Here is a 24,583-nt window from a genome sequence, read left to right on the forward strand (position 1 = left end):
CCGGTACACAGCACCCGAGTTGTGACTCTCTCCAGGCAATACCTTCATGATGAAAATATAACCCCGTTTTCATCTGCCTGATTCACTGAGGATATATCTGATGAAACGCTTCATTGCGCTGGCTTTGCTGTGCGCGTTATCCGGCTGCGCACATTCCCCATCCTCCCCCTCTCCTGCCTTCAGTGGTCAGGGGGAACCTGTCAATACCCCAAAAATCATTGCGGAGTTAACCCGTTATGAGTGAACAAACCCTGATTAATGATGCGCTCAGTTTTGAGCAGTATATGAGCGCTCGGGATAAACACACCGCGAAAGCGGGGTTTATCACCGGTGTGGTGGGTCTGCTGGCGGCCATTCTGGCGCTGATCGCCATCATACTGATGCTACCGCTGAAACAGACTGTGGTGGAGTTATACACAGTGGATAACCATACAGGACGGGTTGAACACGTCACACGCACCTCAAAAACCACGCTGACCGCAGAAGCGGCTTACCAGAAAGCAATGGTCGCGAACTACGTAAAACTGCGTGAGCGGTATATTTACCCGGCACTTCAGGATGATTATGAAACGGTGCAGACCTACAACAGTCCACAGGTCAATGGGGACTACCTGGCCCTGTACGCTGGCCCCGCTGCGCCGGATAAAATCTGGCAGGATGGGGCGCACAGCATCAGAATTGAAATACTCTCCAGTATGCTGACCGACGGCACAACCCCCGATAAGGTCGCCACCCTGCGTTATAAAAAGATCATCCGTCGCCTCGCCGATAACCACATCCGTACCGAGTTCTGGAATGCCCGTCTTACGTTTCACTCCGATCCTGAAAAAGAGATGAGTGACGCAGAACGTGAAATAAACTGGTTCGGCTTTACCGTCACGAGCTGGCAGGCCGATCGCGAGATCAGGGGAGAAATGTGATGCGAAATATTCTGTCTTTACTTGTGTTCCTGCTCACGCTGACAACCGCTGAAACAGCCTGGGGGGCAGCAGTTCCTCAGGCCAGTCGCTATGACGCTCGTATGCAGCAGGTTATCTATAATCCGCAGAACGTCACCGTCATAAACACCCGCGCAGGCTTTATGACCACTCTGGTCTTTGACAGCGACGAGGCTGTTCTCAGTGCCCGCCCCGGCTTTGAAGAGGCGTGGGAAGCTTCACCGGATGCCAACCGGGTATTCGTTCGCCCGGTGGCGCTGGTACAGGGCGCTCCCGGGGAAGACGGCAACACCACACAGGTTGTCATTCCACCCAACGGGCAGGACTGGCGAACTAATCTGTTTGTCGTCACCACTAAACGATTCTATAACCTTGAGCTGAATGTGACTGATGACACATCTTCTCAGCCATCCGCCTTTCAGGTGACATTTCACTATCCGGATGATGCCCGGATTAAGGCACAAAACGATACCGCCAGCCGTCTAACGGAATGGCAACGCCAGCAGGAACGCTCAACTGTACAGAAAATGCTGTCTGCCGCACAGCGTCCCCGCAACTGGAACTTCCTGAAATACCCTGGTCCTGGCAGCGACGATATCACACCTGATTTCGCCTTTGACGACGGACGTTTCACTTTCATCGGTTTTTCTCCGCGCAAACGAATTCCGTCGGTGTTTCGCTGGAATGGCGAACAGGAACAGGTGGTCAATAACGGAATACAAAAACAGGGCGCTTTTACCGTGATAGTGATTCAGGAAGTCACACCCCGTCTTGTCCTGCGTTCGGGCCATGCAGTGGTCGGCGTGGAAAACCGCAGCGCAGGTCACATCCGGACTGCCGACGGGACGACGGTTTCTCCGCAGGTTGAGCGCGTGGAGAAAGCTACCTCCGCCCGTCAGGAGAGCCATCCATGAATGACAGCGTAAAAAATACCATGACATCCGTCACCTCCGCAGAAGATAACGTGGCAAAACTTGAAGAGGAAGCCCGCGCCCGGCATGAAGCGGAACTCCGGGAAGCACAGCCAGAAGATGACGGGCTGGAGCAAATCCGCCCCGCCATCACCCGACTGAAAAAACGCCGACGCGGCAGAGTGACCGCATTCTTTGCCCTTCTGGCCGTTGCTCTTATTGTACTGGCGTGGGGCAGCAACTGGATCTACCGCACCCTTATCCGGCAACCACCGGAAGCCAGACGGGCTGAGACGGGATCGCAGACCAGAACCGACTACCGGCAGCGCACCGATCTGGGACAGAACACTGCGGTTCAGTCTGAAAATGAACCGCAGTCCCGAAGCCACGAAATGGGTAGCCGTCCGGCTCCCTTACCGGATACAGGCAGACTTGATAAAGCCCGCTTTCTGGTCCGACGAGGGGATGTGGTAAGAGCGCAAACCACACCACAAACCCGACTGAATGAAATGGCGCAGAAAACATCATCTCCCCCCGTCCCGACAGAGGGCAGCAGCAGACCTCTGTCAGATACCACTGACCCACAGCCAGTACGACGTATTCCATACGATCCGGACCTGTATATTCCCGAAAACACCGCAATCCCCTGTTCGCTGGATTACCGCTTTGTATCCGACCTCACAGGGAAGATCCGCTGCACGGTTGCCAGCGATATCTGGAGTGCCAGTGGAAACACGAAGCTGATTGAGAAAGGCACTACAGCCACCGGTGTGTATCAGACTGGCCGGGAGGAGGGTATGAAACACGGGCAGGGACGCGCATTTATCATTATCACGAAACTACGAACCCGCCAGCAGCCTTACCTTGATATTCCACTTGTGGATACCCGTGCAGCCGGAGCGCTCGGTGAAGCAGGCGTGGAGGGCTGGATCGACACCCATTTCTGGCAACGGTTTGGCGGTGCCATGATGGTCGGTATGATCCCCGATATTGCCGCATGGGCATCCGACAACGCCGGGCAAAAGGATCGCAACACGGATTACACCGAAAACAGCCGTCAGGCGATGGCAGAAATGGCCCGCACCACGCTTGAAAACAGCATCAATATCCCCCCGACGCTGTACAAAAACCAGGGTGAAATCATCAACCTGATCACCGGACAGGACATTGATTTTTCAGCCATCTACACGCTGAGGATGAAACATGACCGTTAAAAACCTCTCTCTGGATCGCTACCGACAGCGTTTTTTTGGTGATTTTCTTGCTTTCCCCGGCCTGACGGAAATCGCAGTCAATCGTCCTGGAGAACTGTTCACAAAAATCGACGGTATCTGGACACAGCACGCCGTCAGCCTGAGCTATGACGACTGTTACGACTTCGCACGGTGTCTTGCAAAACACCACGGAGACAATATCGAGGACATTAAACCGGGTCTGTCAGCCACGCTGGAATCCGGGGAACGCTGTCAGATTGTCGTTCCCCCAGCCTGTGAACGCGATACCGTCTCGATAACCATCCGAAAACCGTCGCAGGTTCAAATCCCGCATCAGCACTACATCAGTGACGGATTCTATAACCGGGTAGCCGGTGTGGAAAAAACACAGATGCACGATGAAGAGCTGACTGCATTATATCAGGCCCGTGCCATTCCCCGGTTTATGGAAAAATGCGTGGAGTACGGTAAAACCCTGGCCGTTGCAGGAGAAACCAGTACCGGCAAAACCACCTATATGAAGATGCTGGCGGGGTATATCCCCGTTCACCTTCGCCTCACGACGATTGAAGATAACCCGGAGATCCGTTTCTTCACACACAAAAACTACGTGCATCTGTTTTATCCGTCGGAAGCCGCCGGAGAAAGAGATTCGATTGTCACCCCGGCCAGTCTGCTGCGCTGGAACTACCGCATGAATCCCGATCGTATCCTGTTGACCGAAGTCCGGGGGGGTGAAGCCTGGGATTTTCTCAAAATCACCGGGTCCGGCCATGAAGGCAGCATGACGTCGATCCACGCGGGAACGGCACGGGAAGCGGTTGATGGCTTTATCACCCGCTGTTATGAGAACCCTCAGTGCGCCCGCCTGCCCTACACTTTCCTGCTGCGTAAGGTACTCGACAGCCTGGATGTGATTGTCAGTATTGACCTTGACGGCAACGTGCGCCGGATGAACGACATTTATTTTCGCCCATTGCACCGCCACCACTATATGGAGGAAATGCATCCATGAGAACGTCAGGCTTCATCTTTGCGCCAGGGCTGACGCTGCTGCTGTCAGCCTGTGCATCCCCGCCCCCACCGGAGCCGGTGCCGTGGGAAGCGACCGGCAAAGTGGTCAACACCACTCTGCCGCAGTGGCATGAAAATCGAATCATCATTCCATCAGCATCAGCGCAGGGTCACTGGTCGATGGTCATCCGGGCATTCAGCCCACAGGACGCAGGCAGAACACCTGGCGAGTATTATGCCGTGGCGCATGCCACGCAGATTGTCATCGAAGTGCCCATAGCGGCTGAGTGGTTCAGGACAAAGCGCTGGCTGCGCCAGAATGGCGCGCAGGGTGTGATCCACTGGCGGGCACCTCAGAATTGTCTGGCCTGCAATGAAACCCGGATTTATCTTTCACGGTAAATTATCCGTCGTTATTCCCCCCCGTAATCTTTGTTTCAGAGAGACCCCCCTGTGAAAAAATACACTACTGCAACCCTCTGCCTGTGCCTGACTTTCATTCTTTCCGGTACAGTAAAAGCGAGTGAAAATATTGACCCGAATAACCCGTGTGACGTTACCGTCTGCATGTGGGGAGAAGTGACCGGGAATTCTCAGCAGGAATGTCACGGTGCTGTGCGAAAATTTTTCAGCCTGAACGCTTTTAAAAAACACCATCGATTCAGTCCGGGAAAAACATTTGACATGCGAAAACAGTTTCTCGATCAGTGTAACAGTGCATCCCCGGACGCAGTCAGCAAGATATTATCAAAATATGGTCGAGTGAGAGGATAATAAAAACATCCGAACATACATGAAGTGTGTAAACCACACTTTAGTTCACTTCACTAAGTGATATACCGCAGCATTACAAAATGCAGCGACAATGAAATTATTTAACATGCACACCAGCCAGACAAATGGCAGGACAGATTATTACGAAACCCGCATTCATGATAAAGACACAGGCAATAATGTGTAATGCGTTAACGTCAAACCTCTTTACAGGAGAATAAATACCATGAATAAAGCAACGAATTTATTTATCCGTAACATATACTCACGGTATCAGGATCGGATATTGGCCACCGCCGTATATAATCATATATCTCAGGAGGCAATGAAAAGATGTGGGCTACATGATGAGATATACGAAAGCCTGCTGGTAGCAGGGTTAAGGGAATATATCGGATACCTGAATAAAAAGGATGCCGAAACGCTGATGCTGTACGCTGAATCACAGGGTATCCGCACTGATGATGAGCGTTATTTTCAGACGCAGGAAGCCGAAAGACAATGCAGGGAGGCTATCTCCCGCAACCAGATGTAATCTCAGCAGGCAACAATGGTAATAACACGACGGCACGATACTGACAGACAGCGGGGTTAAGGCTTCCTGAATGGCGGCTTCAGTTTCGAAGAAACTGTTAAGACTGCCAGGCAGGAAGTGGAGCACGGACAGAAAATTCAGTTTCGGAGAAACTGCTAATTTTCAGGCACCGCGCCCACCTGCGAACGTTCGCCCGAAGCGAACTGAGCAGGCCGGGGGGAGCCGCAAAAATTTCGCCACCCCAGTGAGCGAAAAGCTGTCGCCCACGACAGCGGTTTTTGTGGGGGGCACAGCCCCGCACACCGTCGCAGCTAAGCCGGTATTCCGGCGTGGCGAGACCAGCCCCTTTAAAGCCACGTTTCCGGCATTTTCGCGCGGGCGGGAAAATAACGGGTAAAACGGGCGTCTTAAAGGGGCTGGTCGCGCGTAGCGTGCGACGGTGTGCCGCCGTTGACCCTGGGGGCTTTGACGCAGCGTTCAGCGAAGACATTGCCCCCATGTTTCCTGTCGTCAGGGCGTCCAGCCAGGACAGAAGGAAACACGCCATTGTCCGCCGGACGGGCGTTTCACGGAACTGACGACCACGGGTCGGCGGTACCGGGAAAGCGCGGACAGCGGGAATGAGTGGCCCCGCCACTCACGCTGTTCTGTGTTTTATGGCGGCACAGGATAGCGGCATGAGATGGCGGCAACGCGAAATCCCCATCCCGTGCCGCCATCATCTGACGCAATGCAGACATAAAAAAAGCCGCTCTTATGTGTTCATGGCGGCTTAGTCGTACTGAACGGGCATGACTGGATTCTGGTTAATTGCCCGGTATCTCCTGGTGTTGTGCCTGTTCTGTGTGGCGGCACACTTCTTTTATGCACTATATAGTGACTATATGCAACCACTTTATTCTTATATGCAGCCATTTACACTATCAGCTTTAATGTTATAGATGGACTGACAGGTTTATGGCTGAACCCTATCTGAAAAATCGCACCCGTTTCACCTCATCACTGGATAATCCACTGGTGCCACGCTTTGATGAGCTGTCACGGGTTACCCGTATTCCAAAAAGTCGTCTGCTGGATGAAGCCATTGCGGATCTGCTCATCAAACACGGAATGCCCCTCCACGACGACAGCAAAAAACCAGAAACAGACTGATTTTCCGCCACAGTAAAACCACATAATAGTCCTCTTACCTGCTGCCAGAACACACTGACAGCAGGTTTATCACCTTTAAATAAAGCAGGCTGGCCGGTGAGTCCGGACCGGCCTGTTTTGCGTCTGTAATACCAGTACCCCCTCTCATGTATTTCATTATTCCGCTACCGGAGTCAATATAATGAATCCACATCTTATGCAGAAGCTGAATACCCTCTCAGAGGTCTTTTCATTATTCCTGTTATGGCTGCAAAACAATTCGATTTTCTTTTCACTGTTTGCCGGACTGACGCTCCCTTTTATCTTTCACCTGCCACGGGAAGAAAGGCAGAATGCCCCCTTCTGGCTGAAAATGACGGCAAGTCTGTCCATATTTGTTTTTATCTTTGGCACAATATCGCCGCTCACACTTCAGGGACTGAGTTACTTCTTCAGTGTGCTGGATAACAATATCCTGTCTGATATTCAGCTCTGGATACTGACAAACCTGTTTACAGCGGCAGGATTATGCTTTCATATCGCTGCCCGCCGGATACTGGCCGGAGAAATTGATACATTAAAGCACCGATTGATAAAAAGAAGCAAACTGGAAAGAAATACCCGCACGGATGTACGGGAAGTGAGAAATATACTACCCGACAGCGTAGAATATGACCCGCTGAAATATATAGATCTCAACAGGGGTGTATTTATCGGTCTGGATAATGACAACCAGCCACAATATATTTCCGTTAAGGAATTTCAGTCCCAGCATGCTGATATTATCGGCACTACGGGTTCTGGTAAAGGTATCGGTGCAACGGTACTGCTTTATCAGGCTATTCTGTTAAATGAAGCCGTTTTTGTCGAAGATCCAAAAAATGACGAATGGGCACCACATGTATTAAAAAAAGCCTGTGAACAGGCAGGTAAATCGTTTTATCTCATCGACCTGAACAACCTGAATTTTCAGCTCGACCTGCTGGCGGACATCTCGCATGAACAGCTTGAAGAGTTGTTTAATGCCGGATTCAGCCTGTCCAAAAAAGGTGAAGGTGCCGACTTTTACCGTATTGCTGACCGCAGGGCCGCCAGAAACACCGCCGCCATGTATGAACCCGGCATGACGCTGCGGGAGCTGTTTGACAGTGATTTTGTTAAATCACTTCAGGAAACCACCCCGGCCTTTTATGGTGAACTGGAAGAAATTGCGCTGATAAACGCCATTAATGCACGTCATGGTCTGTCACTGAAGAAAATCTTCGATGATGGTGGGTGCTGCTACATTATCGGCTCCATGCGCAACCAGAAAATCATCTCCGCCCAGCGCATGATTTTAACCCGTCTCATCCAGATAGCCGAGACCCGCGACCGTATTCGCAGCAGACCCCGCCCGGTGGCGATACTGCTGGATGAACTCAAATATCATCTGTCCCGACCTGCTCTGGAAGGACTCGGGGCCGCCAGGGACAAACAGGTCCATATCATCATGGCCCATCAGTCCATCAAGGATTTGTATGACTGCCCGGCAGACCTGGACGGGGACGCCGTGGCTGGTTCAGTGATTGAAAACTGTAAATTCATGCTGGTGTACCGCCTGCGCGATCCGGACACCGCTGAATGGGTAGCACGAATGACCGGCTCCATTCTCGTCGATGACGAAATGCGTAAGGTCAGAACGGATATGTCACTGACCGAAACGGTGGAAACGGACCGGATGATACGCCAGGCAGAACGTTACTTCATTGACAGCAACATGCTGCTCAACCTGCCGCCATTCGTGGGATTTGTGTTCACACAAAATGAACTTGCCAGAGCGACAAAAATGTCACATATCCGCGTGCAAAAACAGTACATCTGTCTGATGGACTTTGAGACTCAGCCCCCTGTTCTGCCAGAAGATAACAATCCGCCTTCCAGACCTTCCGCCGATGTTTAAAAACCAGGACAGTGAGGACACATATGCTTATTCATGATCCAGCAGAACGCAAAAAAATCGCTGAAGCCAGAATGCTGGCGTTGCTGAATTTTCTGAAAGACGAAACCTGGTCAGATTTCAGTTCACTGAGAAGAGTAATGGGTTTCAGCAGACATACACATCACCCGGTTTATAAGGTACTGAATCGCGCCATACAGGCTGGATATATCATCAGACACGGAAGCCACGATATCCGGCCTGGTATCGTATTATGGGGGATCACCATGCAGGGGCTTTCCAGAGTGGTCAGGGCTGATGACCCGGTATTCCCTGGCTACTTTGAGCCGGGAAAACTCCGTTACGGGACGCTGGAACATCACCTGTTTAACCAGCGGATACGGCTGGCTCTTGAGGAAAAAGGCGGCAGCAACTGGTGCCACGGTGACCGGGGAACATTTGCAGCACAATTTCCAGGTATCCGGCATCGCCCCGACGGGGTGATCACTCTCCACAACGGCGCAATCATTGCAGTGGAAGCGGAACGAACCCTGAAAACCCGTGCCCGTTATATCAACATTATCAGCAGCCACCTGGCTGCTATCGATGCGGGAAGGTGGCATTACGCCATGTATGTCACGCCGGATGAAGCAGGTAAAACATCAATGATAAGGCTGTTTGAAAGTATCAGAGTGGTGATAAGAAAAAGTGTTCCGGTGCCCTTTAAAGGAGAGAACAGGGACGTATTTTTGTTCCGTACCCTGAACGAACTGGAGCACAACACATCAGGGACCCGGTAATTATCACCACCTTCATGTCCTCGCGCCCGCCACCGTCCTCCTCTGCGCCCTGCCGGTACACTGCCCGCGAAATTCTGTCTGGCAGCGCGTGGGGGGGGGTGACTGCCCTCCCCCTTTATCAGTTCCCGGCTATATCTGCTGTGAGTTTCCCTTCAGGCCTGTGCCGTCGCCTTCATACGCTACGCGTATAAAAAACCGACAAGTACCGATTTAATCATCGGGAATAAATTCCCCTGTACGCCTGGGACATCAAAAATCTAATCCTGTAATGATAAAATCCGAATCATTTCCAAAATTGATTGTTCAAGCTCACTTTTACTATAAATATCAGTACGCATACTCATGTTTTCAGGATGATGAATATGGTTACGAATGAATGTCTGTAAAGTAACGTCAGAAGGTTGTTGTACAACCCCCTTCTTTTCCCTGATCCATTTTTTTGATTTCACAATCCCCTGAGAACACAACCATTGGTCAAATTCACTTTCAAAATATTTATTACTTTTATCCTGTAAAACACCATAAAGTTCATTATGCAATTCAACCGTCGCAAGATTATATGCTTTATAATTTATTTCACCCCATGACGGACTCCAGGCAAATAGTGGTGATGTGCTGGCTTTTTCAACATAGCTTTTATTATTATCTTTTTTGAAAATAAATAAACCAATATTTTTAAGATGTGGTGATGACAACAAAAATGGTGAATGCGTAGTAAGAAATATTTGTTTTTTCTTTGAAATAAGCATTAATGCGTCTAACAGCCTTTGCTGACCAGAGGGATGCAGACAAATCTCCGGTTCATCAATAAAGAGATAAAAAGGTTTACTGACACCTTCCCCATGAGCATTACAGGCTATATCCGCATACACCTGGAGCAATGACAGAGCCAGTGCTCTTTGCATGCCGTGCCCCTTCTCCCCCATAGGAACATTAACACCATCATCAATCATAATAGATATTGTTTTAAAGAAATTATCGACCTGAAGTTCTTCGAACATGAATGATATATCGGCATGTCCAAACTGTGCTGAAAAAACACCTTTAACTTGTTGTTCAACAACCGATAACTTCCGTCTTAGCTCAGAATCTGGACTATTAAACACACTGTGAAATTTCTCTCTGAAGTCCTGGTACTCCTGGGTGTTCGAATGCCCAAACGCAATTTCTCTCAGAAGTGAACCGCAAATCGTTGTTGAGCCAAATCTTGCTTCATTTTCAGGGCTTGTGTCAGCCCATATGAAATTATTATCATACAGTTTTTTAAAAGGTGCATCTATTCCACTTGAGTTTTTAAATTCCGTACCATTCCAGAATAATATCTTCTTCTCCCCTTCTTCACTGCTTCGTTTGACTTTAAAAAACTTCGCACCATCGCGTTCATATACACAGGAATTAAAAGATGCAAGCTTATTAGCCTGAACATATGTGGCAATAATCACATCAAGATTACCTGTAAATGTAATCTCAGCGGAAAGATGTTCCGGTATATCATCTGGAACGGACTTACATAAAAGATCCTCAATATTCTTTTTAGTACCATCCTTGATAAAGTCCATAATTTCAAAAACTGTTGATTTACCGGAATTATTCTCACCAACAAAAATATTTAATCCACTTCCTTCAGTTTCACCGTCTGGTACATTAAATTCCAAGTGAGTATCTTTCCCATGATAGCCTTTAAAATTTTCAATGACCAAATCATGAATAAACATCATTTACATCCTTTATGTAATGAGGCGAGCTTTAAGATTGTATATTAATCAAACGAGTGCGTGATATATTAATTAGGAATAACTGAATAAAAAACTATAACCACACTCATTTTTTAAGAATGATTTAGCTTCTTTTTAGCATCATTCACACCCTCCTGGCATCTAAGGCCAGATGCCCGGAGGGGCGCGGTAAATGTAAAACAATCAGCATAGTATGCCGGTTGTTTTTCCCTGCCCTCCTGCACTGTAGTACAACATTGTAGAACAATGGAAAAGCACAGGGACTAAACGTCCCCGTGCCATTATTTTTTATCAGAAAATCCCCTGCAAAATTGCAGGGGAGCGGGACTCAGAGTGCCATCAGATAACGATGGGCTTTTGATGCAGCACTGGCAGCCCGGAATATATAACGTTTGTCATTACGCAGTTTTGTCAGCCATGACGCAATGTAACTTTCATGCTGTACGTCGCCATTAATGCCCAAATCTGCCATCAGAAACGCGCTTCCCAGCTCCGCAACTAACTCTTCCGCTGCATACCCTTCAGAGCCAAAGCGGCCTTTCATGTCCCGGTTTAAACGGGACGGGTGACCGCTCCAGTGAACCAGCTCATGCAAACCGGTTGCATAAAAATCTTCGGCTCGGCTGAATAAATGACGTTCAGGAAGGTAAATCTCATCCGTGGCGGGTCTGAAAAATGCCTGCTGACCGCGTTCAGTGATTCTGGCACCACTGCGCTCAAGGAGGGCTTCAGCCTGAGGTAATGGCTCAAAGGTCTCTTCTGCGGGCTGTTCCGGCTGCGCGTCGCTGCCGTCACGGGGTAAGCCGTCAATCTGCTCTGCATTAAAAACGATGAAGTGTTTCAGCATCGGGATGTAATCCTTTTCGCCGTCTTCCCGTTCTTTCTCCAGCGTTTTGTAAAAGACTGCCATTGTGCCACGTTCACCCTTGCGGACCTGAGCACCAATGGATTTCGCCTGGTTGTATGTCATCCAGCGGGAGTCCTTAAAACCCTGCTCTGCCGCACTGAACCACAGCAGCATAATATTAATGCCGCTGTAGGCTTCGTGTGTGGTGTAGTTTGAAGGAATGCCTGAGACCAGACCGTTGCGTTTCCATGGACACTGCCACGGCTTAACACCAGACTCCAGCGCCATAATGATGCTGTCAGTGACCGTCTGATAAATATCTGTTTTTTCTGATGAAAATTTCGTTTTTGAGGAGCCTGAGCGCTCCGGCGACGATACGTCGGTCGCCGCTGCGGGGTCAGAAGTACTTGTCCAGGTATGCAGTTTCATCGTCATGGTATTTTCTCCGTCAGTTGAGTGGGTTTTCGTCTTCGTATCGCCTGACGGTTCGTTACTCCGGAGTCGTTCTGTTCAGCAGGGGCGCGGAACGCGTGCCATTTACCCTTGCGGAACAGGTTGTGACGGAGAACGATGACCGGAAGCTGATATGAAAGAGAAAACACACGGGGAGAAAATAACGACGAGCATACATGGACTTAGCACTTCGGCAATTGCAGTGGTGAAATAATGCTCTGCTGGCAGCTCATACGATATTAATTACCTGAAGAAAACTTCAGCGATCAATGTTGTTGGTATACCCGTCGCGGTTTACACTACCACTCAAAATTATCATAGTGATCGCGGGCACACTGCCTGGTTGAATCAGGTATGTGAGGAGTTGTTATGCCACAAAAAAAGAGTAGTTTTCCTCCAATAGTTGAGAAGATAAATCGCTCTGCCCACATAGAGCTGGACAGTTCGACCCTTTTTGAGGGTGATGCTCTGACAATATTACGAAGACTTCCGGGAGGCTCAGTTCGTTGTGTCGTGACATCGCCTCCTTATTGGGGTCTGCGTGACTATGGTATTGATGAACAGATTGGTCTGGAAAGTAGTATGCCCCAGTTTATCAATCGTCTGGTTGCTATTTTCGCTGAAGTTAAGCGAGTGTTAACTGATGATGGTACTCTCTGGCTGAATATTGGTGATGGCTATACAAGTGGTAACCGAGGTTACAGAGCGCCAGATAAAAAGAATCCTGCTAGGGCAATGGCTGTTCGTCCAGATACACCTGAAGGGCTAAAACCAAAAGATCTTATAGGGATCCCCTGGAGACTTGCATTTGCCCTGCAAAATGATGGGTGGTACTTGCGCAGTGATATTGTATGGAACAAACCTAATGCTATGCCTGAAAGTGTAAAAGATCGCCCCACGCGTTCTCATGAATTCCTGTTCATGCTGACAAAGTCAGAGAAGTACTTTTATGACTGGCAGGCGGTACGGGAAACAGCAGATAATGGCAAATTAAGAAACCGTCGAACGGTTTGGAATGTGAACACCAGACCTTTCTCCGGTGCCCATTTCGCAACGTTTCCACCTGATTTAATTCGTCCATGTATTCTTGCGTCGACAGAACCAGGAGATTTTGTATTAGACCCATTCTTTGGTTCAGGTACCGTGGGAGTCGTCTGCCAGGATGAGGCTCGGCAGTACGTAGGAATAGAGCTAAATCCTGAATATGTCGATATTGCTGTTGACCGATTACAGGGTGATAAAACTAACGTGATAAGGATAGCGGCGGCATGACGGTAAAAATCAAGTTTCCCGAGCCAAAACAACAGATAGAATTTGCTCTGGCGTTAAAAAGATTTCGAGGTATTTTTCTTCAAAATGCCTTGCTAGAAACCGTAAGAAATATGGACATAGTAGCTCTGGATAGCCAACTTGGTGAATACGTTCCTAAAGAAGACCTTGCGGCACTTGCTACCCACGGTCTACGAGCTGAACTCCTTTTCCCAGTCCCCATAATATTAGAAACAAACCCTTATCTGCTGGGCTATTATCGTTTGCTAATGGGCTATAGTCAGAAAGAATTTTACGGAAGTGATAAAGGGTTCGGAGTGGGGAGCTTTAAGTCAATGGAAGTAAGAGGTGTTATTGGTAAGCAAATAAAATCCAGAATACCGGAATTATGCACTGCTTTTTGTGGGGTTGCCTCATCCCTTCTGTCAGGTGTCGGCCCTTTACGGGTAAGCAGGGAACTATTAGATGACTTGACTCTGTTGACCGTCGGACCCCAGTTAAGGGGAGGAGCCAACAATCAGCGTGGCACCGATGGAATTATTCTTGTCTTTGAAATTATTCGTGAAATTGTTGCGCATGCTACTGCTGAAGTTCGTGAAAGTGCGATAGAAGTTAATAGCGCGACAGGACGATCTGTTCTTATAGAATTCGCAGCAGACCCGGATATCATCATCAGAGAAGAGATGTCTCACAGGAACTACCGTAATGTAGTTGCTATAGAAGTTAAAAGCGGGACAGATATTTCCAACATACATAATCGTATTGGTGAGGCAGAGAAAAGTCACCAAAAAGCCCGCGCACGGGGGTATACAGAGTGCTGGACGGTAATCAACGTTTCGCGACTTGATATGGACAAAGCTCGTAGTGAATCACCATCGACAAACCGCTTTTATTCCTTAACAGACCTGGCACTACGCAACGGCACACAGTATGAAGATTTTAAAATGAGAGTGCTCTCTTTGACTGCGATACCTTCTGCGCCAGTGCAAGACAGGTAACTAATTGGTTGTAAGGAAAATTCAGGTACAGATTCCCGGCAACATAAAGAAATTGAATCAGGAAGGAATAAGGAAGATGTACATGGTTAGTTTTTTGATTTACATGACAGAACGCGGGTCAAAAAATGGGTCTTGACAACCATAGGGTAATATATTTAATATCAGAAACAGTTCAATAGACAACTGGACGTTCCCGAGTCCGGGCACCAAATTCATATTAACGGACCTCCACGGAGGTCCGTTTTTGCATTCTAAGCCCGTAAAAATCAATACATCTACACTCCCTTTCATCCACGTCACCCCGACCACTGCGTCAGCAGCGCATGCAGTTTAGCCGGCTCCAGAGGCTTGCGCAGCACCAGATATCCCTCCTGCTCCGCCTCTAGCAGAACCGGTGAATTAAATTCGCCGCTGACTATCGCGCCGCTCATATCCGGGAGACGTTCAAAAAGCGCTTTCAGGATATCGAAGCCGCTTTCGCCGGACCGCAGGCGCTGGTCGCACAGCACGGCAAACGGCGTGAAACCCTCGTCGATAATGGCGAACGCTTCTTCAGCAGAGGCAGCACAGCGCACGTTGATTCCCCATACGCTCATCAGGCTCTCCCAGGCAGACGTTACCAGCGGATCGTCATCGACGACCAGGCAGGAACCGTGCAGCGGCGCAAAGGGTACCGGCGTGGCGGTGTTGTCACAGACGGGCGAGATATCCGGCGCGATGTCTTCGCCAGCATATTGGGTAAAGCGCATCCAGAAGCGTGAGCCTTTACCTTCAATGGATTGCATTCCGTACTTCACCTTCATCAGCTTGGCACAACGGGCCACTACGGCCAGTCCCAGCCCGTGTCCGGCGCTGTCGATCTTCCATGCCAGCTCGGGACGGTAGTAAGGCGAGAAGATTTTACCTTTCTCGTCATCGGCAATACCGACCCCCGTGTCCCACACCTCCACCATACACTCCTCGCCGCGCGGTCGGATGGCGACCAGCACGCCGCCCTGAAGCGTGTAGCGAAGGGCGTTTTGAATCAGGTTAATCAGAGATTGTCGCACCAGCAGCGGATCGCCCATCACGTAGATACGGCGTTTGGGCCGCCGGGTACATAGCCTAAGCGCGCGGCTGTTGGCCTCTTCGCGAAACAGCGTGATGACCGAGTCGAGCAGAGCACCGATATCCACTTTGGTCGGGGCAGAGAGTACATTTCCGGATTCTATTTTGCTGAGATCGAGCAGAGAATTGAGCATCAAATGTACCGAGCGAACGCTCTGCTGCAGGTCAAGAAGCTGCGGCGTCAGGCTGACGTCCCGGTTTCGGTGGAGGATGGCCTCGATCAGAAAGCCCATAGCGTGCACGGGCTGGCGCAGATCGTGGCTGGCGGTGGTCAGAAACTGATTTTTATCCAGCAGCGCCTGCTCCGCGTCCTCTTTGGCCTGACGAAACTGTTCCGCCAGCCGTGAGCTTTTTTCCTCAAGCAGCGCTTGCTGAATAAAGAACGCATGTGACGTTAACGCATGGCGGTAAATCGCGAATCCGTAAAGCAGATTCAGCATGAGCACGATAAACATCAGCTCATCCAGCCGCCAGATAATACCGAGGTTCAGCATCCCCCAGGAGGCGAAGAAAAAACGCGTAAAGGTGCTGATGACAGGCGTCAGATGCGTCGCATTGGCGGCGACGATGGCGGCGATGCTGATATTAAGCAGCAGGAAAAAGTCAAAGTTCTGCGTCTGCGGGGTAATTAAATAGAGTGATGAAATTCCCAGCCCGTGAATAAAGGCGATATTATTAATACGCGGAAGCCAGCGTCTCAGGACGTCTTTTTCAACGTTTTCTTTCGCTTCGCGCTGATAGCGTCGGTGCAATATTCGTATCGCTACAGCACATAGCAGATAAATGCTTATCCAGGTAATCGTTGGGCCAAGGTCGTCCCCAAGCATATAAATCCAGATGGCGAAAGGAATACCGACAAAGGGGACCGCGCTAAAGCTGAACACCAGCCGTAAAAAGGTGTTGTTTAGCAAACGGATCTGCGCCGGAGCGGAGATACTCTCGTTCTGTAAACTCTGGAAAAACCTCATTCCGACGGTTCCTGCTTGCCATGCAGAAGCGTGATGGCCTCTACCCTGCTGTTAACACCTATCTTTTTCAATATATTGCTGATGTGTTCTTTGACCGTGGGCTCAGAAATTGAAAGCTGTGCGGCAATTCTTTTATTTGGCAGGCCACGCATAATCATATTTAACACATCTATTTGCCGCGGCGTTAAGTTAAATTTACTTAACTTGTCATTATTCGACTGAACGGAAATTTCGCTTCCATCAGGGAACCACGTCAAATTATTAGTGAGTGCGAAAACGGCTTGTGAGAACATTTCAGGCGGTTCGCTTTTCAATACAAAACCGTGCCCCCCGGCGGCATGAACTTTCCGCCAGAGATCATTATTGTTATCCCCGCTGACCACCAGGAGTCGTATCTGTGGGTAAAGGTGTTTCACTTCTTTGAGTAATTTCAACGCCGTTCCGGACGAGAGCCAAAAATCGATTACCAGCAAACGTGGCGGGCCATTATCCCTAATTTGACGGTAGCAATCGTCTTCATTCGTCACCACATACGCCTGCTTAAATTGGCAATGTGTAATCAGATAATTGGCGATGCCGCTAGCGACCAATGGATGGTCATCAACGACTAACGCATAATTCTGTCCCAAAGGGTCCTCCTTTAACCTTCGCATATCTGAGAGTACAGATGAATTATTATCTACCCACCCTACTTTAGGAGGGTTTTTTCGATTAGGAAAGGGAAATATATTATTTGCTGATTTGAGTAAATGAAAACATAAATACAATCAGTGAAATTAACTGATTGGATATCAAGGATAATTTATGAAAAAACCTCTCGTCTTTTTAACCGTTACGTTGATGCTAACCGGTTGTTCCACGCTGAAAACCGATCAGGCAATTCCACTCCTGCAGGCGGAGACCGCTAAAATGCTGGGGCTGGGCTCATCGGATGAAATAACCGTGACCAATGTTAATGGCGCCCAGCCGGACGCGCTGGGAGGACAAAAACTCTCTTATCGCGCTACGACGGAAAAAGGGCGCATTTTCGATTGCTCATCGATGATGATGCCTGGGATTTTAGGATCCGCACCGACGCTGAGCGCGCCAACCTGTACACCTGTTGTCACACATAAATAATTAACAGCACATCAAAAGGCGTACTGAAATAACGCCTTTTACGTTATCTGACGTATCTGAGTTTTCATATAAAAACGATTTTCCCGACATCACGCTAATGAGTACGGAGATAGCCCGTGAATAACTCTACATCGCATTCTTTAGCGGTTAAGACACCGCTTTCCAGACTTTACCTCGCTCTATTTTCCGCGCCGCTGTTACTGCTTTCGCCTGCCGATTTCGCCCGTGCAGCCGATGCAATTTTTGATGGCGATTCGCGTATTACCGAAACGCTGGGTTACGCCGGAGATGTTTACGTTGGACGTAATCAACGCGGAAACCTAATGATCGATAACGGCAAAATCACCGCCTATAACATCAATATCGGTCGGCTGTTCGACGGCCAAATTTATGAAAGCGTGGTCACGGTCCGTGGGCCAAACGCGGAGCTTAACGCGGTGAACGATCAATACGTCCTGCGCGGCGACCTGAATCTTGGCCTCGGCACCCTTCGAGTCGAAGAGGGCGCGCTGGCGAGCGCTAAGGAGATCGTTGTCGGCACCACTCGCGGCTATGACAGTCACCTTATCGCAACGGGTGCCGGCTCTCGCGTGACCAGTAATTTTCTTAGCGTAGGCACCGATCTGGGCGCACGCTCCACGCTGGCGATTGAAGACGGTGCAGCGCTCAATACCGCCTACGATGCGCGTATCGGCAATGGTACCGGGCCGGATGAAACCGACACGCTGAGCCCAAAAGCCACCGTCACGGGCAGCGGCTCACAGTGGAATGTTGGCCGTACGTTGACGCTTAATGGCGACCTGGACGTACTGAACGGCGGAACGGTTAACGTTGGCGGCGTGCAGGTGGCGGGTGTCTCCGGGGCAGGGAAAACCGCCGAGCTGGTGATTGCAGGCAAAGACTCGCGTTTTACCAGCGGTAGCAGCGTAAGCGTTGGCGATTATGGCAACGGCGTGCTGTCGGTTATTGACGGCGGTTCATTTTCCGCTGGCAGCAATGCGCTGATCGTAGGGACTTCGGGTTCCGGTTCGAACCGGGGTGCACTCATCATCGGCAGCCGCGGCAACATGGACACCGGCACGGGTTTAACTGAGCCAACGCTTGGTACGGCGGGCGGCGCGGGTACCCTCGATGCGAAGACGGCAATCAGCCTGCGTGGCGGGCTGTTCGGCAGCTATGTCTACTTCAACCATACCGACGAAAATTACGTCTTCAGCAACACGATGAGCGGCGAAGGTGAGGTGATCAATAACGCCGGACAAACAACGCTGAACGGGGATCTTTCAGCCCTTCAGGCGAACGTGACTGCGCGCGGAGGCAAAGTCATTATTGCCAGCAACATCAACACCCAGCCAGAAGACGATATTTTTGACATTCAGACCCTTAGCGCCGAGAACGGCGGTACACTGATCCTCAACGCGACGGCGGGTTCAGACGTCAGCAATGGGCTGGGTTACAGCAGCGCCGCGTCAATCAAGGCAGGCGGCACCCTGGGCGGCAACGGTACGCTGGGCCAGACCGAGATCCTGTCCGGCGGGCATATCTCGCCAGGGGATGGCGATATCGGCACGCTGACGCTGAAACGCTATCTGAATTTTGTGGGCGAGTCTTTCTATGACGTCGATATCGCAGGAGATGGCCGCAGCGATCAGCTGCTGGTATCGGGCAAAACGACTATCAGCGACCTGGCTAAAGTACAGGTCACCGCGCTGGACCCGCAAACCAGCTACAAAACGGGCCAAAGCTATCGCATTTTAACCTCGGACGGGGGAATTGACGGTCAGTTCGCCGGAGCGATCTCCAAATCTGCCTTCCTGGACGTGGCGCTCAAGCAGGGCACCAACGCCGTCGATCTGACCATCGCTCAGAAAGAGACCGGCGGCGAGAATCCTGGAGGCGAAAATCCGGGAGGCGAAAATCCGGGAGGTGAGAATCCTGGAGGAGAAAACCCCGGTGGCGAAAACCCGGGCGGTGAGAATCCTGGCGGTGAAAACCCAGGAGGAGAAAATCCTGGCAGCGGCAAGCCCGGGATTTTCCAGACCGTGGCCAAAAGCAGCAACCAGTGGAACACTGCTGGCGCGCTCTCCACGCTGACGCAAAGCGGCCCGTCGCTGGCGCTGTATAACTCGCTGCTGGTGCTGAGCGCAGCGGAAGCGCGCGAGGCATTCAACCAGCTATCCGGTGAAGTTTATCCGTCAATGCAGTCCAACCTGATTGCCGGCAGCACCCAGGTGTTTAACGTGTTAAACCAGCGGATGCAGCGCGCGTTTGATAACGACAGCCTGCCGATACCACCGTTAGCAATGTCGCTGGTGCAGCAGCCGGAGCCGCAAAACAATGGCGTCTGGGGCCAGACCTTCAGCTCCTGGAGCCGAAACAGCGGTGACGGTAACGTGGGCAAACTAGACGGCAACACCACCGGCTTCCTGCTGGGGGGAGATCGCAAGCTGGCGGACCATAACGTGCGTGTCGGTGGCTACTTCGGCTACAGCCGGGGGGATTACGATGTCGATAGCCGTCGTTCCTCAACGGATACCGACAACTACCACCTTGGCTTGTATGCGGCTGGCCAACAGGATGCGTTCTCCCTTCGCGGCGCGCTGGGTTACACCTGGCACAAGATCGAAGGCGAGCGCAATGTTGATTTCAGCGGCTTCTCGGATCGGCTGAAGTCGGATTACGACGCCAACTCGCTGCTGGCGTTCACCGAAGCAGGCTACCGTTTCGGCCAGCCTGATATGCATATTGAGCCGTTCGTCAATTTATCGTACATCCGACTGCATACCGACAACTTCCGGGAAGACGGCGGTGCCGCCGCGCTGAGCGTACGTAATGAAACGATGAACACCTTCTATTCCACACTCGGGGTGCGCGGCGTGACCGAGTTGCCAAAGAACGTTAACCTCTACGGTTCGCTGGGATGGCAGCACGCCTATGGCGATAAGAATACCTCTTCGCGCATGGCGTTTGCGGGCAGCGACGCGTTCATTACTCAGGGACAAGCCGTGGATGAGGACGTGATGGTGGGTGATATCGGCGTGAGCGTACAGCTGTCGCGGGCTGCGACGCTGGATGTGGGGTATCAGGGACAATACGGTGCGGATACCCGCGTCAACTCGGTCAACGCTAATCTGCGCTGGTCGTTCTGAATGATTTCCCTTTAAAGAACCCGCCCTCGTGGCGGGTTCTTTGTTTTGGCTTCTGGCAACGCTAGGGATCGTTCCCACCTGCGTCCAGCAGTTTGTTTTTAAAGATAAACAAACACGCCTCGTTGAAGTTCTCGGCCCCCAGCCGTTCCGAGAGAGCCGTGCGTTTTCGGTAGAGGCTCTTAACCGACGTATTCAGCTCGCTTGCCACCTCCTCCATCGACATACCTGCCCTTAGCAACCGCAGCATGATCGCTTCGTGCGTGCTAAGCCGTAAATTAAGCAGCCACTTCGTGGTCAGGCGCCTGCCCTTCATATTCAGAACCAGATTAAACAGCGACGCCATATCCGGCGCGGTGAGCGACGCGTTCATAAACAGCTTCATACTGAGCAGATTCTCCTCGCGATGGCGCATATCAAGCATAACGCAGCAGATCGTTTTTTTCGTTCTGGCCGGATGGCGTATCAGGTAGTCATATAAACGGAGCGGAGAACGACTATCAATCAATACAGAATATTCATCTGCACCGTTATCAAATATGTTTCGGTCAATCGAGTCGAGCAGGATAATATCCGGAAAGAATATCCTCATCCCCCTGACAAGATAGCGATCCTGAGTCACTAACACTATTGAAGTTGCCACTAACCATCCCTTTTAGATTAAAGCAAGAACGATCCCTCGCAAAGAAGGCCGCCTTCGTTTTATAGCGCTGTTATATTAACGATTAATGTTTCCGGCTCTGGACACCCCTCAATACAGACATTGATGGGTAAGACTTCCTGTAGACTATCATTCAATGGCTGCCATTAATTATAAATAAAAAACAATCGCAGAAAAGTCACTTCTCTAAACATTAAGAATTTTTGTCATGAAACTTCCCAAACATGCACCAGAAAGTACTTTAATTGGCGCAGATAAGCGGTATTAAAAATATATACAAAACTGTCACAATAAAAATAAAATAGATTATTTTCAATGAGTTATAAATAAACCATCAATTCAAAATAATCATCACAGACCGCTCAATCCAGAATTATCTCAAAACAACTCAGCCGCTTTTCAACATATTTATCCGGCAAGATATCGGGTGTACATTACCTTCCACCCGGTCCACTGAGATAAGGATCCATAATTACCTTTAAGTAAGTACCCCATAACGTCACTGCATTCAGATTTAATGTTCTCATTTATGGCCTTTAACGCTGAGCTTAAAGGCGGCCGTGTTATGCAATGGATTCATGATAAACAAATGGCAAATAGATATGGAAAGCTCACTTCGCTTCAATACGTTATTCTTTTATCGCGCCCCAACATTATTGTTCCTGTTATTCCTGTTTCCTGTTCTGGTTCAGGCTTCGGAATCCGTTTACGAACAGCAGATTCAAGAGGCGCGTAACGGTAATTACACGTCGTTTCTTGATTATCTTCAGCGTTATCAACAACAGCATGCCCTGACGCCTGAGCAAGTTGCGGACTGGTTACAGGTGGCAGCGTGGGCAGGTCGCGATAACGAGGTCATTCAGGTCTGGCAGCGTTACGGTATTTATATGCCGCTGCCCGCCCGCGGCGTTGCGGCCGTCGCGCAGTCCAGGCGAAATCAAAAAGCGTGGCAGCCGGCCTTAGCGCTCTGGAAAGAGGCGCGTAGCCTTGCGCCGCATAACGACGATTATCGTATCGGCTATATCAAAACTCTGGCCGATGCGCGCATGGATACCCTCGCGCTGCTGGAAGCCCGGCGGCTGGTCGCGGAAAACCCCTCTCAGGCCCATCTACAGACGCTCTCTTACGTCTGGCTGCGCCAGGGAAAAAGCTGGGATCGGCTGTTAGCGGACACGCGCGCGCTAGCCATCGCGCCAGAGAATAACGCGCTGCTCAGCGAGCAGATCGAGGCGCTGACGGATACCCGGGTGAATACCCCTGCGCTCCAGCTTTCACAAAGGGTGACGCTCTCCTCCGCGCAGCGTCGCCGTCTTGAGCTTAACGCCGCTGCCGAAAAGGTTCGCCTTGCTGATGTCCCTGCCAGGACGGAAAAAGAGCGCCTGCAGCTTGCGCAAAGCGCACTGAATCGTTACGACGTCCTGCTTTCTCGCTGGCAAAACGATCCGCAGGCGGCGGAAGACATCGTCCTTGCGCGCATCGACAGGCTTGGCGCGCTGTATGCGCATGGCGATTACCCGCAGGTCATCCGCGAGTATCAGGCGCTGACGGCGGCGAAGCATCCGGTGCCGGGCTGGGCAATCGGCTGGGTTATCTCCGCGTATCTGCAGGAGAAAAATAGCGCTGACGCCTTCTCGCTTGTGCAGCGCTATCCGCAATACGCCTCAAATCCGCAGGACGAGGAGCACGCGCTTTTCTACGCCTGGCTGGATACCGGCCAGTACCCGGCCGCCCGCCGGTACGTTGAGCGCCTGACTCACGGCGTCCCCTGGACCCGTTACGACTTCGGTTCCCCTACACCTCAGCCGAACGATCGGTGGCTTATCGGACAGTCGCTTCGCTTTAACTATTTGCTGGCAACCCACGCCCTGCCGGAAGCCGAAATGCTGGCGCAACATCTGGCCGCAACGGCGCCGGGCAACCAGGGATTGCAAATTGACTATGCCACCCTGCTGCAGGCGCGGGGCCTGCCGCGGGCGGCCGAGCAAAAGCTGAAAATGGCAGAGGCGCTGGAGCCATCGAATCTGGAACTCGAGCAGCAGCAGGCCTACGTCGCGATGGATCTGCAGGAGTGGAGGCAGATGGATTTACTGGCCGACGACGTGCTTGCTCGCGCCCCCGTCGATCGCAGCGCCCGACGTCTGGACAGGCTCAGAACGGTCCACCATATGTCCGAGCTGCGCCTCAACGCGGGAAAAGGGCTGCACTCCGATAACCCCGTCAGCGGTACACACGACCTGACCTGGGACACCACGCTTTATGGTCCGCCCATCGCGGATAGCTGGCGGCTGTTTGCAGGCACCCGCTACGGGCAGGGTAACTTTGATGAAGGCAAAGGCTCCAGCAGGCACCTCCTGGGCGGCGTTGAATGGCGGCCTCGTGATCTTCAGCTCGAAGCCGAGCTCTCCAGCAACCGCTATCACGGGGAAAACAAGCCGGGGGCTCGCCTCTCGGCCACGTACAGCCTCACGGATAACTGGCAGGTCAGCAGCAGCCTCGAACGCCTGTCCCGCACCACGCCTCTGCGGGCGTTACGCAACGGAATTAGCGCAAACCGGGGTGAAGGCGGCGTGCGCTGGTACCAAAACGAGCGGCGCGAGTACCAGTTCAACGCCGCCGTCAGCCGCTTCTCGGACCATAACCGCCGGCAGGAATACACCCTCACGGGTAAGGAGCGCCTCTGGCAGGCCCCGTCCCTGACGCTGGATCTCGAACCGGGGATCGCCGCCAGTAAAAACAGCCTGCGGGACACGCTCTACTATAACCCGGCGCGGGACCTGTCCGTGACGGCCGCCCTGTCCGTCGATCATGAGATGTATCGCCACTATGACACCCTCTGGAGCCAGCAGTTCGTGGCGGGAGGCGGCAGGTACTGGCAGAAAAATCAGTCCGCTGGCGCCATTACCCTGCTGGGTTACGGGCAGCGCGTTCAGTGGAACAACGTCATTGATACCGGCGTGATGCTGAACTGGGATAAACGCCCTTACGACGGCAAACGCGAAAGCAACCTCTCCGTCACGTTTGATGCGACTTTACGCTTTTAAGGATGA

The 24,583-nt window shown here is 51.1% G+C and carries 19 protein-coding genes; 14 read left to right on the top strand and 5 right to left on the bottom strand.

Annotated features, from left to right (window positions below):
• Positions 1 to 236: 236 nt before the first annotated feature.
• The 9 genes from ACWHWP_RS19680 to mobC all read left to right on the top strand — a co-directional run bounded on the left by ACWHWP_RS19680 (position 237) and on the right by mobC (position 9,232).
• Positions 237 to 920 carry a virB8 family protein gene (locus ACWHWP_RS19680; protein ID WP_447856179.1) on the top strand — a complete coding sequence of 228 codons (684 nt, stop codon included), beginning with the start codon at positions 237 to 239 and terminating at the stop codon, positions 918 to 920.
• 8 nt (positions 921 to 928) lie between these two features.
• A complete protein-coding gene (virB9, locus tag ACWHWP_RS19685; protein ID WP_447856718.1) occupies positions 929 to 1,852 on the top strand; it encodes a P-type conjugative transfer protein VirB9 in 924 nt (307 codons plus the stop codon).
• Positions 1,849 to 3,063, top strand: coding sequence for a VirB10/TraB/TrbI family type IV secretion system protein (gene virB10 / locus ACWHWP_RS19690; RefSeq protein ID WP_447856180.1), 1,215 nt, complete (start codon positions 1,849 to 1,851; stop codon positions 3,061 to 3,063). Before virB9 ends, virB10 begins: the two co-directional genes overlap by 4 nt.
• Entirely contained in the window at positions 3,053 to 4,078 is a 1,026-nt protein-coding gene (gene virB11 / locus ACWHWP_RS19695; protein ID WP_447856181.1) for a P-type DNA transfer ATPase VirB11, read from the top strand. The genes virB10 and virB11 overlap by 11 nt, the downstream gene beginning before the upstream one ends.
• On the top strand, positions 4,075 to 4,479 hold the full coding sequence (locus ACWHWP_RS19700; RefSeq protein ID WP_447754491.1) for a cag pathogenicity island Cag12 family protein: 405 nt from the start codon (positions 4,075 to 4,077) through the stop codon (positions 4,477 to 4,479). The genes virB11 and ACWHWP_RS19700 overlap by 4 nt, the downstream gene beginning before the upstream one ends.
• Before the next feature lie 598 nt (positions 4,480 to 5,077).
• Positions 5,078 to 5,386 carry a dpoa decarboxylase gene (locus ACWHWP_RS19705; protein WP_447754494.1) on the top strand — a complete coding sequence of 103 codons (309 nt, stop codon included), beginning with the start codon at positions 5,078 to 5,080 and terminating at the stop codon, positions 5,384 to 5,386.
• 957 nt (positions 5,387 to 6,343) lie between these two features.
• A complete protein-coding gene (locus ACWHWP_RS19710; RefSeq protein WP_447754495.1) occupies positions 6,344 to 6,538 on the top strand; it encodes a ribbon-helix-helix domain-containing protein in 195 nt (64 codons plus the stop codon).
• Between the two features lie 181 nt (positions 6,539 to 6,719).
• Positions 6,720 to 8,456 carry a type IV secretory system conjugative DNA transfer family protein gene (locus ACWHWP_RS19715; RefSeq protein WP_447754498.1) on the top strand — a complete coding sequence of 579 codons (1,737 nt, stop codon included), beginning with the start codon at positions 6,720 to 6,722 and terminating at the stop codon, positions 8,454 to 8,456.
• A gap of 23 nt (positions 8,457 to 8,479) precedes the next feature.
• Complete coding sequence (gene mobC, locus ACWHWP_RS19720; protein ID WP_447754500.1) at positions 8,480 to 9,232, top strand: MobC family replication-relaxation protein; 753 nt, start codon at positions 8,480 to 8,482, stop codon at positions 9,230 to 9,232.
• Between the two features lie 257 nt (positions 9,233 to 9,489).
• On the opposite strand, the gene ACWHWP_RS19725 is transcribed toward mobC, so the two are convergent.
• Both ACWHWP_RS19725 and ACWHWP_RS19730 read right to left on the bottom strand, forming a co-directional pair.
• Positions 9,490 to 10,950, bottom strand: coding sequence for an ATP-dependent nuclease (locus ACWHWP_RS19725; protein ID WP_447754503.1), 1,461 nt, complete (start codon positions 10,948 to 10,950; stop codon positions 9,490 to 9,492).
• Positions 10,951 to 11,296: 346 nt separating this feature from the next.
• Entirely contained in the window at positions 11,297 to 12,250 is a 954-nt protein-coding gene (locus ACWHWP_RS19730; RefSeq protein WP_447754506.1) for an ArdC family protein, read from the bottom strand.
• Between the two features lie 387 nt (positions 12,251 to 12,637).
• Between ACWHWP_RS19730 and ACWHWP_RS19735 the strand changes: the two genes are divergently transcribed.
• Both ACWHWP_RS19735 and ACWHWP_RS19740 read left to right on the top strand, forming a co-directional pair.
• On the top strand, positions 12,638 to 13,540 hold the full coding sequence (locus ACWHWP_RS19735) for a DNA-methyltransferase (protein ID WP_447754509.1): 903 nt from the start codon (positions 12,638 to 12,640) through the stop codon (positions 13,538 to 13,540).
• Positions 13,537 to 14,535 carry an XcyI family restriction endonuclease gene (locus ACWHWP_RS19740; protein ID WP_447754512.1) on the top strand — a complete coding sequence of 333 codons (999 nt, stop codon included), beginning with the start codon at positions 13,537 to 13,539 and terminating at the stop codon, positions 14,533 to 14,535. Before ACWHWP_RS19735 ends, ACWHWP_RS19740 begins: the two co-directional genes overlap by 4 nt.
• Positions 14,536 to 14,831: 296 nt before the next feature.
• Here the strand turns inward: ACWHWP_RS19740 and ACWHWP_RS19745 are convergent, their stop codons facing one another.
• Positions 14,832 to 16,610, bottom strand: coding sequence for a hybrid sensor histidine kinase/response regulator (locus tag ACWHWP_RS19745; protein WP_059312229.1), 1,779 nt, complete (start codon positions 16,608 to 16,610; stop codon positions 14,832 to 14,834).
• Positions 16,607 to 17,239, bottom strand: a complete 633-nt coding sequence (locus tag ACWHWP_RS19750) for a response regulator transcription factor (protein ID WP_059312228.1) — start codon at positions 17,237 to 17,239, stop codon at positions 16,607 to 16,609. Before ACWHWP_RS19750 ends, ACWHWP_RS19745 begins: the two co-directional genes overlap by 4 nt.
• Positions 17,240 to 17,414: 175 nt before the next feature.
• On the opposite strand from ACWHWP_RS19750, the gene ACWHWP_RS19755 reads away from it, so the two are divergent.
• Both ACWHWP_RS19755 and ACWHWP_RS19760 read left to right on the top strand, forming a co-directional pair.
• A complete protein-coding gene (locus tag ACWHWP_RS19755; RefSeq protein WP_010435531.1) occupies positions 17,415 to 17,729 on the top strand; it encodes a lipoprotein in 315 nt (104 codons plus the stop codon).
• A gap of 116 nt (positions 17,730 to 17,845) precedes the next feature.
• Positions 17,846 to 20,878, top strand: coding sequence for an autotransporter outer membrane beta-barrel domain-containing protein (locus ACWHWP_RS19760; RefSeq protein ID WP_447856182.1), 3,033 nt, complete (start codon positions 17,846 to 17,848; stop codon positions 20,876 to 20,878).
• A gap of 61 nt (positions 20,879 to 20,939) precedes the next feature.
• Here ACWHWP_RS19760 and ACWHWP_RS19765 read toward each other — a convergent pair whose 3' ends face one another.
• A complete protein-coding gene (locus ACWHWP_RS19765; RefSeq protein ID WP_059312226.1) occupies positions 20,940 to 21,467 on the bottom strand; it encodes a LuxR C-terminal-related transcriptional regulator in 528 nt (175 codons plus the stop codon).
• A gap of 671 nt (positions 21,468 to 22,138) precedes the next feature.
• Here ACWHWP_RS19765 and pgaA point away from each other — a divergent pair.
• Positions 22,139 to 24,577, top strand: coding sequence for a poly-beta-1,6 N-acetyl-D-glucosamine export porin PgaA (pgaA, locus tag ACWHWP_RS19770; protein WP_447856183.1), 2,439 nt, complete (start codon positions 22,139 to 22,141; stop codon positions 24,575 to 24,577).
• The last annotated feature ends 6 nt before the right edge of the window (positions 24,578 to 24,583 follow it).

Source organism: Enterobacter sp. WI-ESBL-E8 (assembly GCF_053364895.1).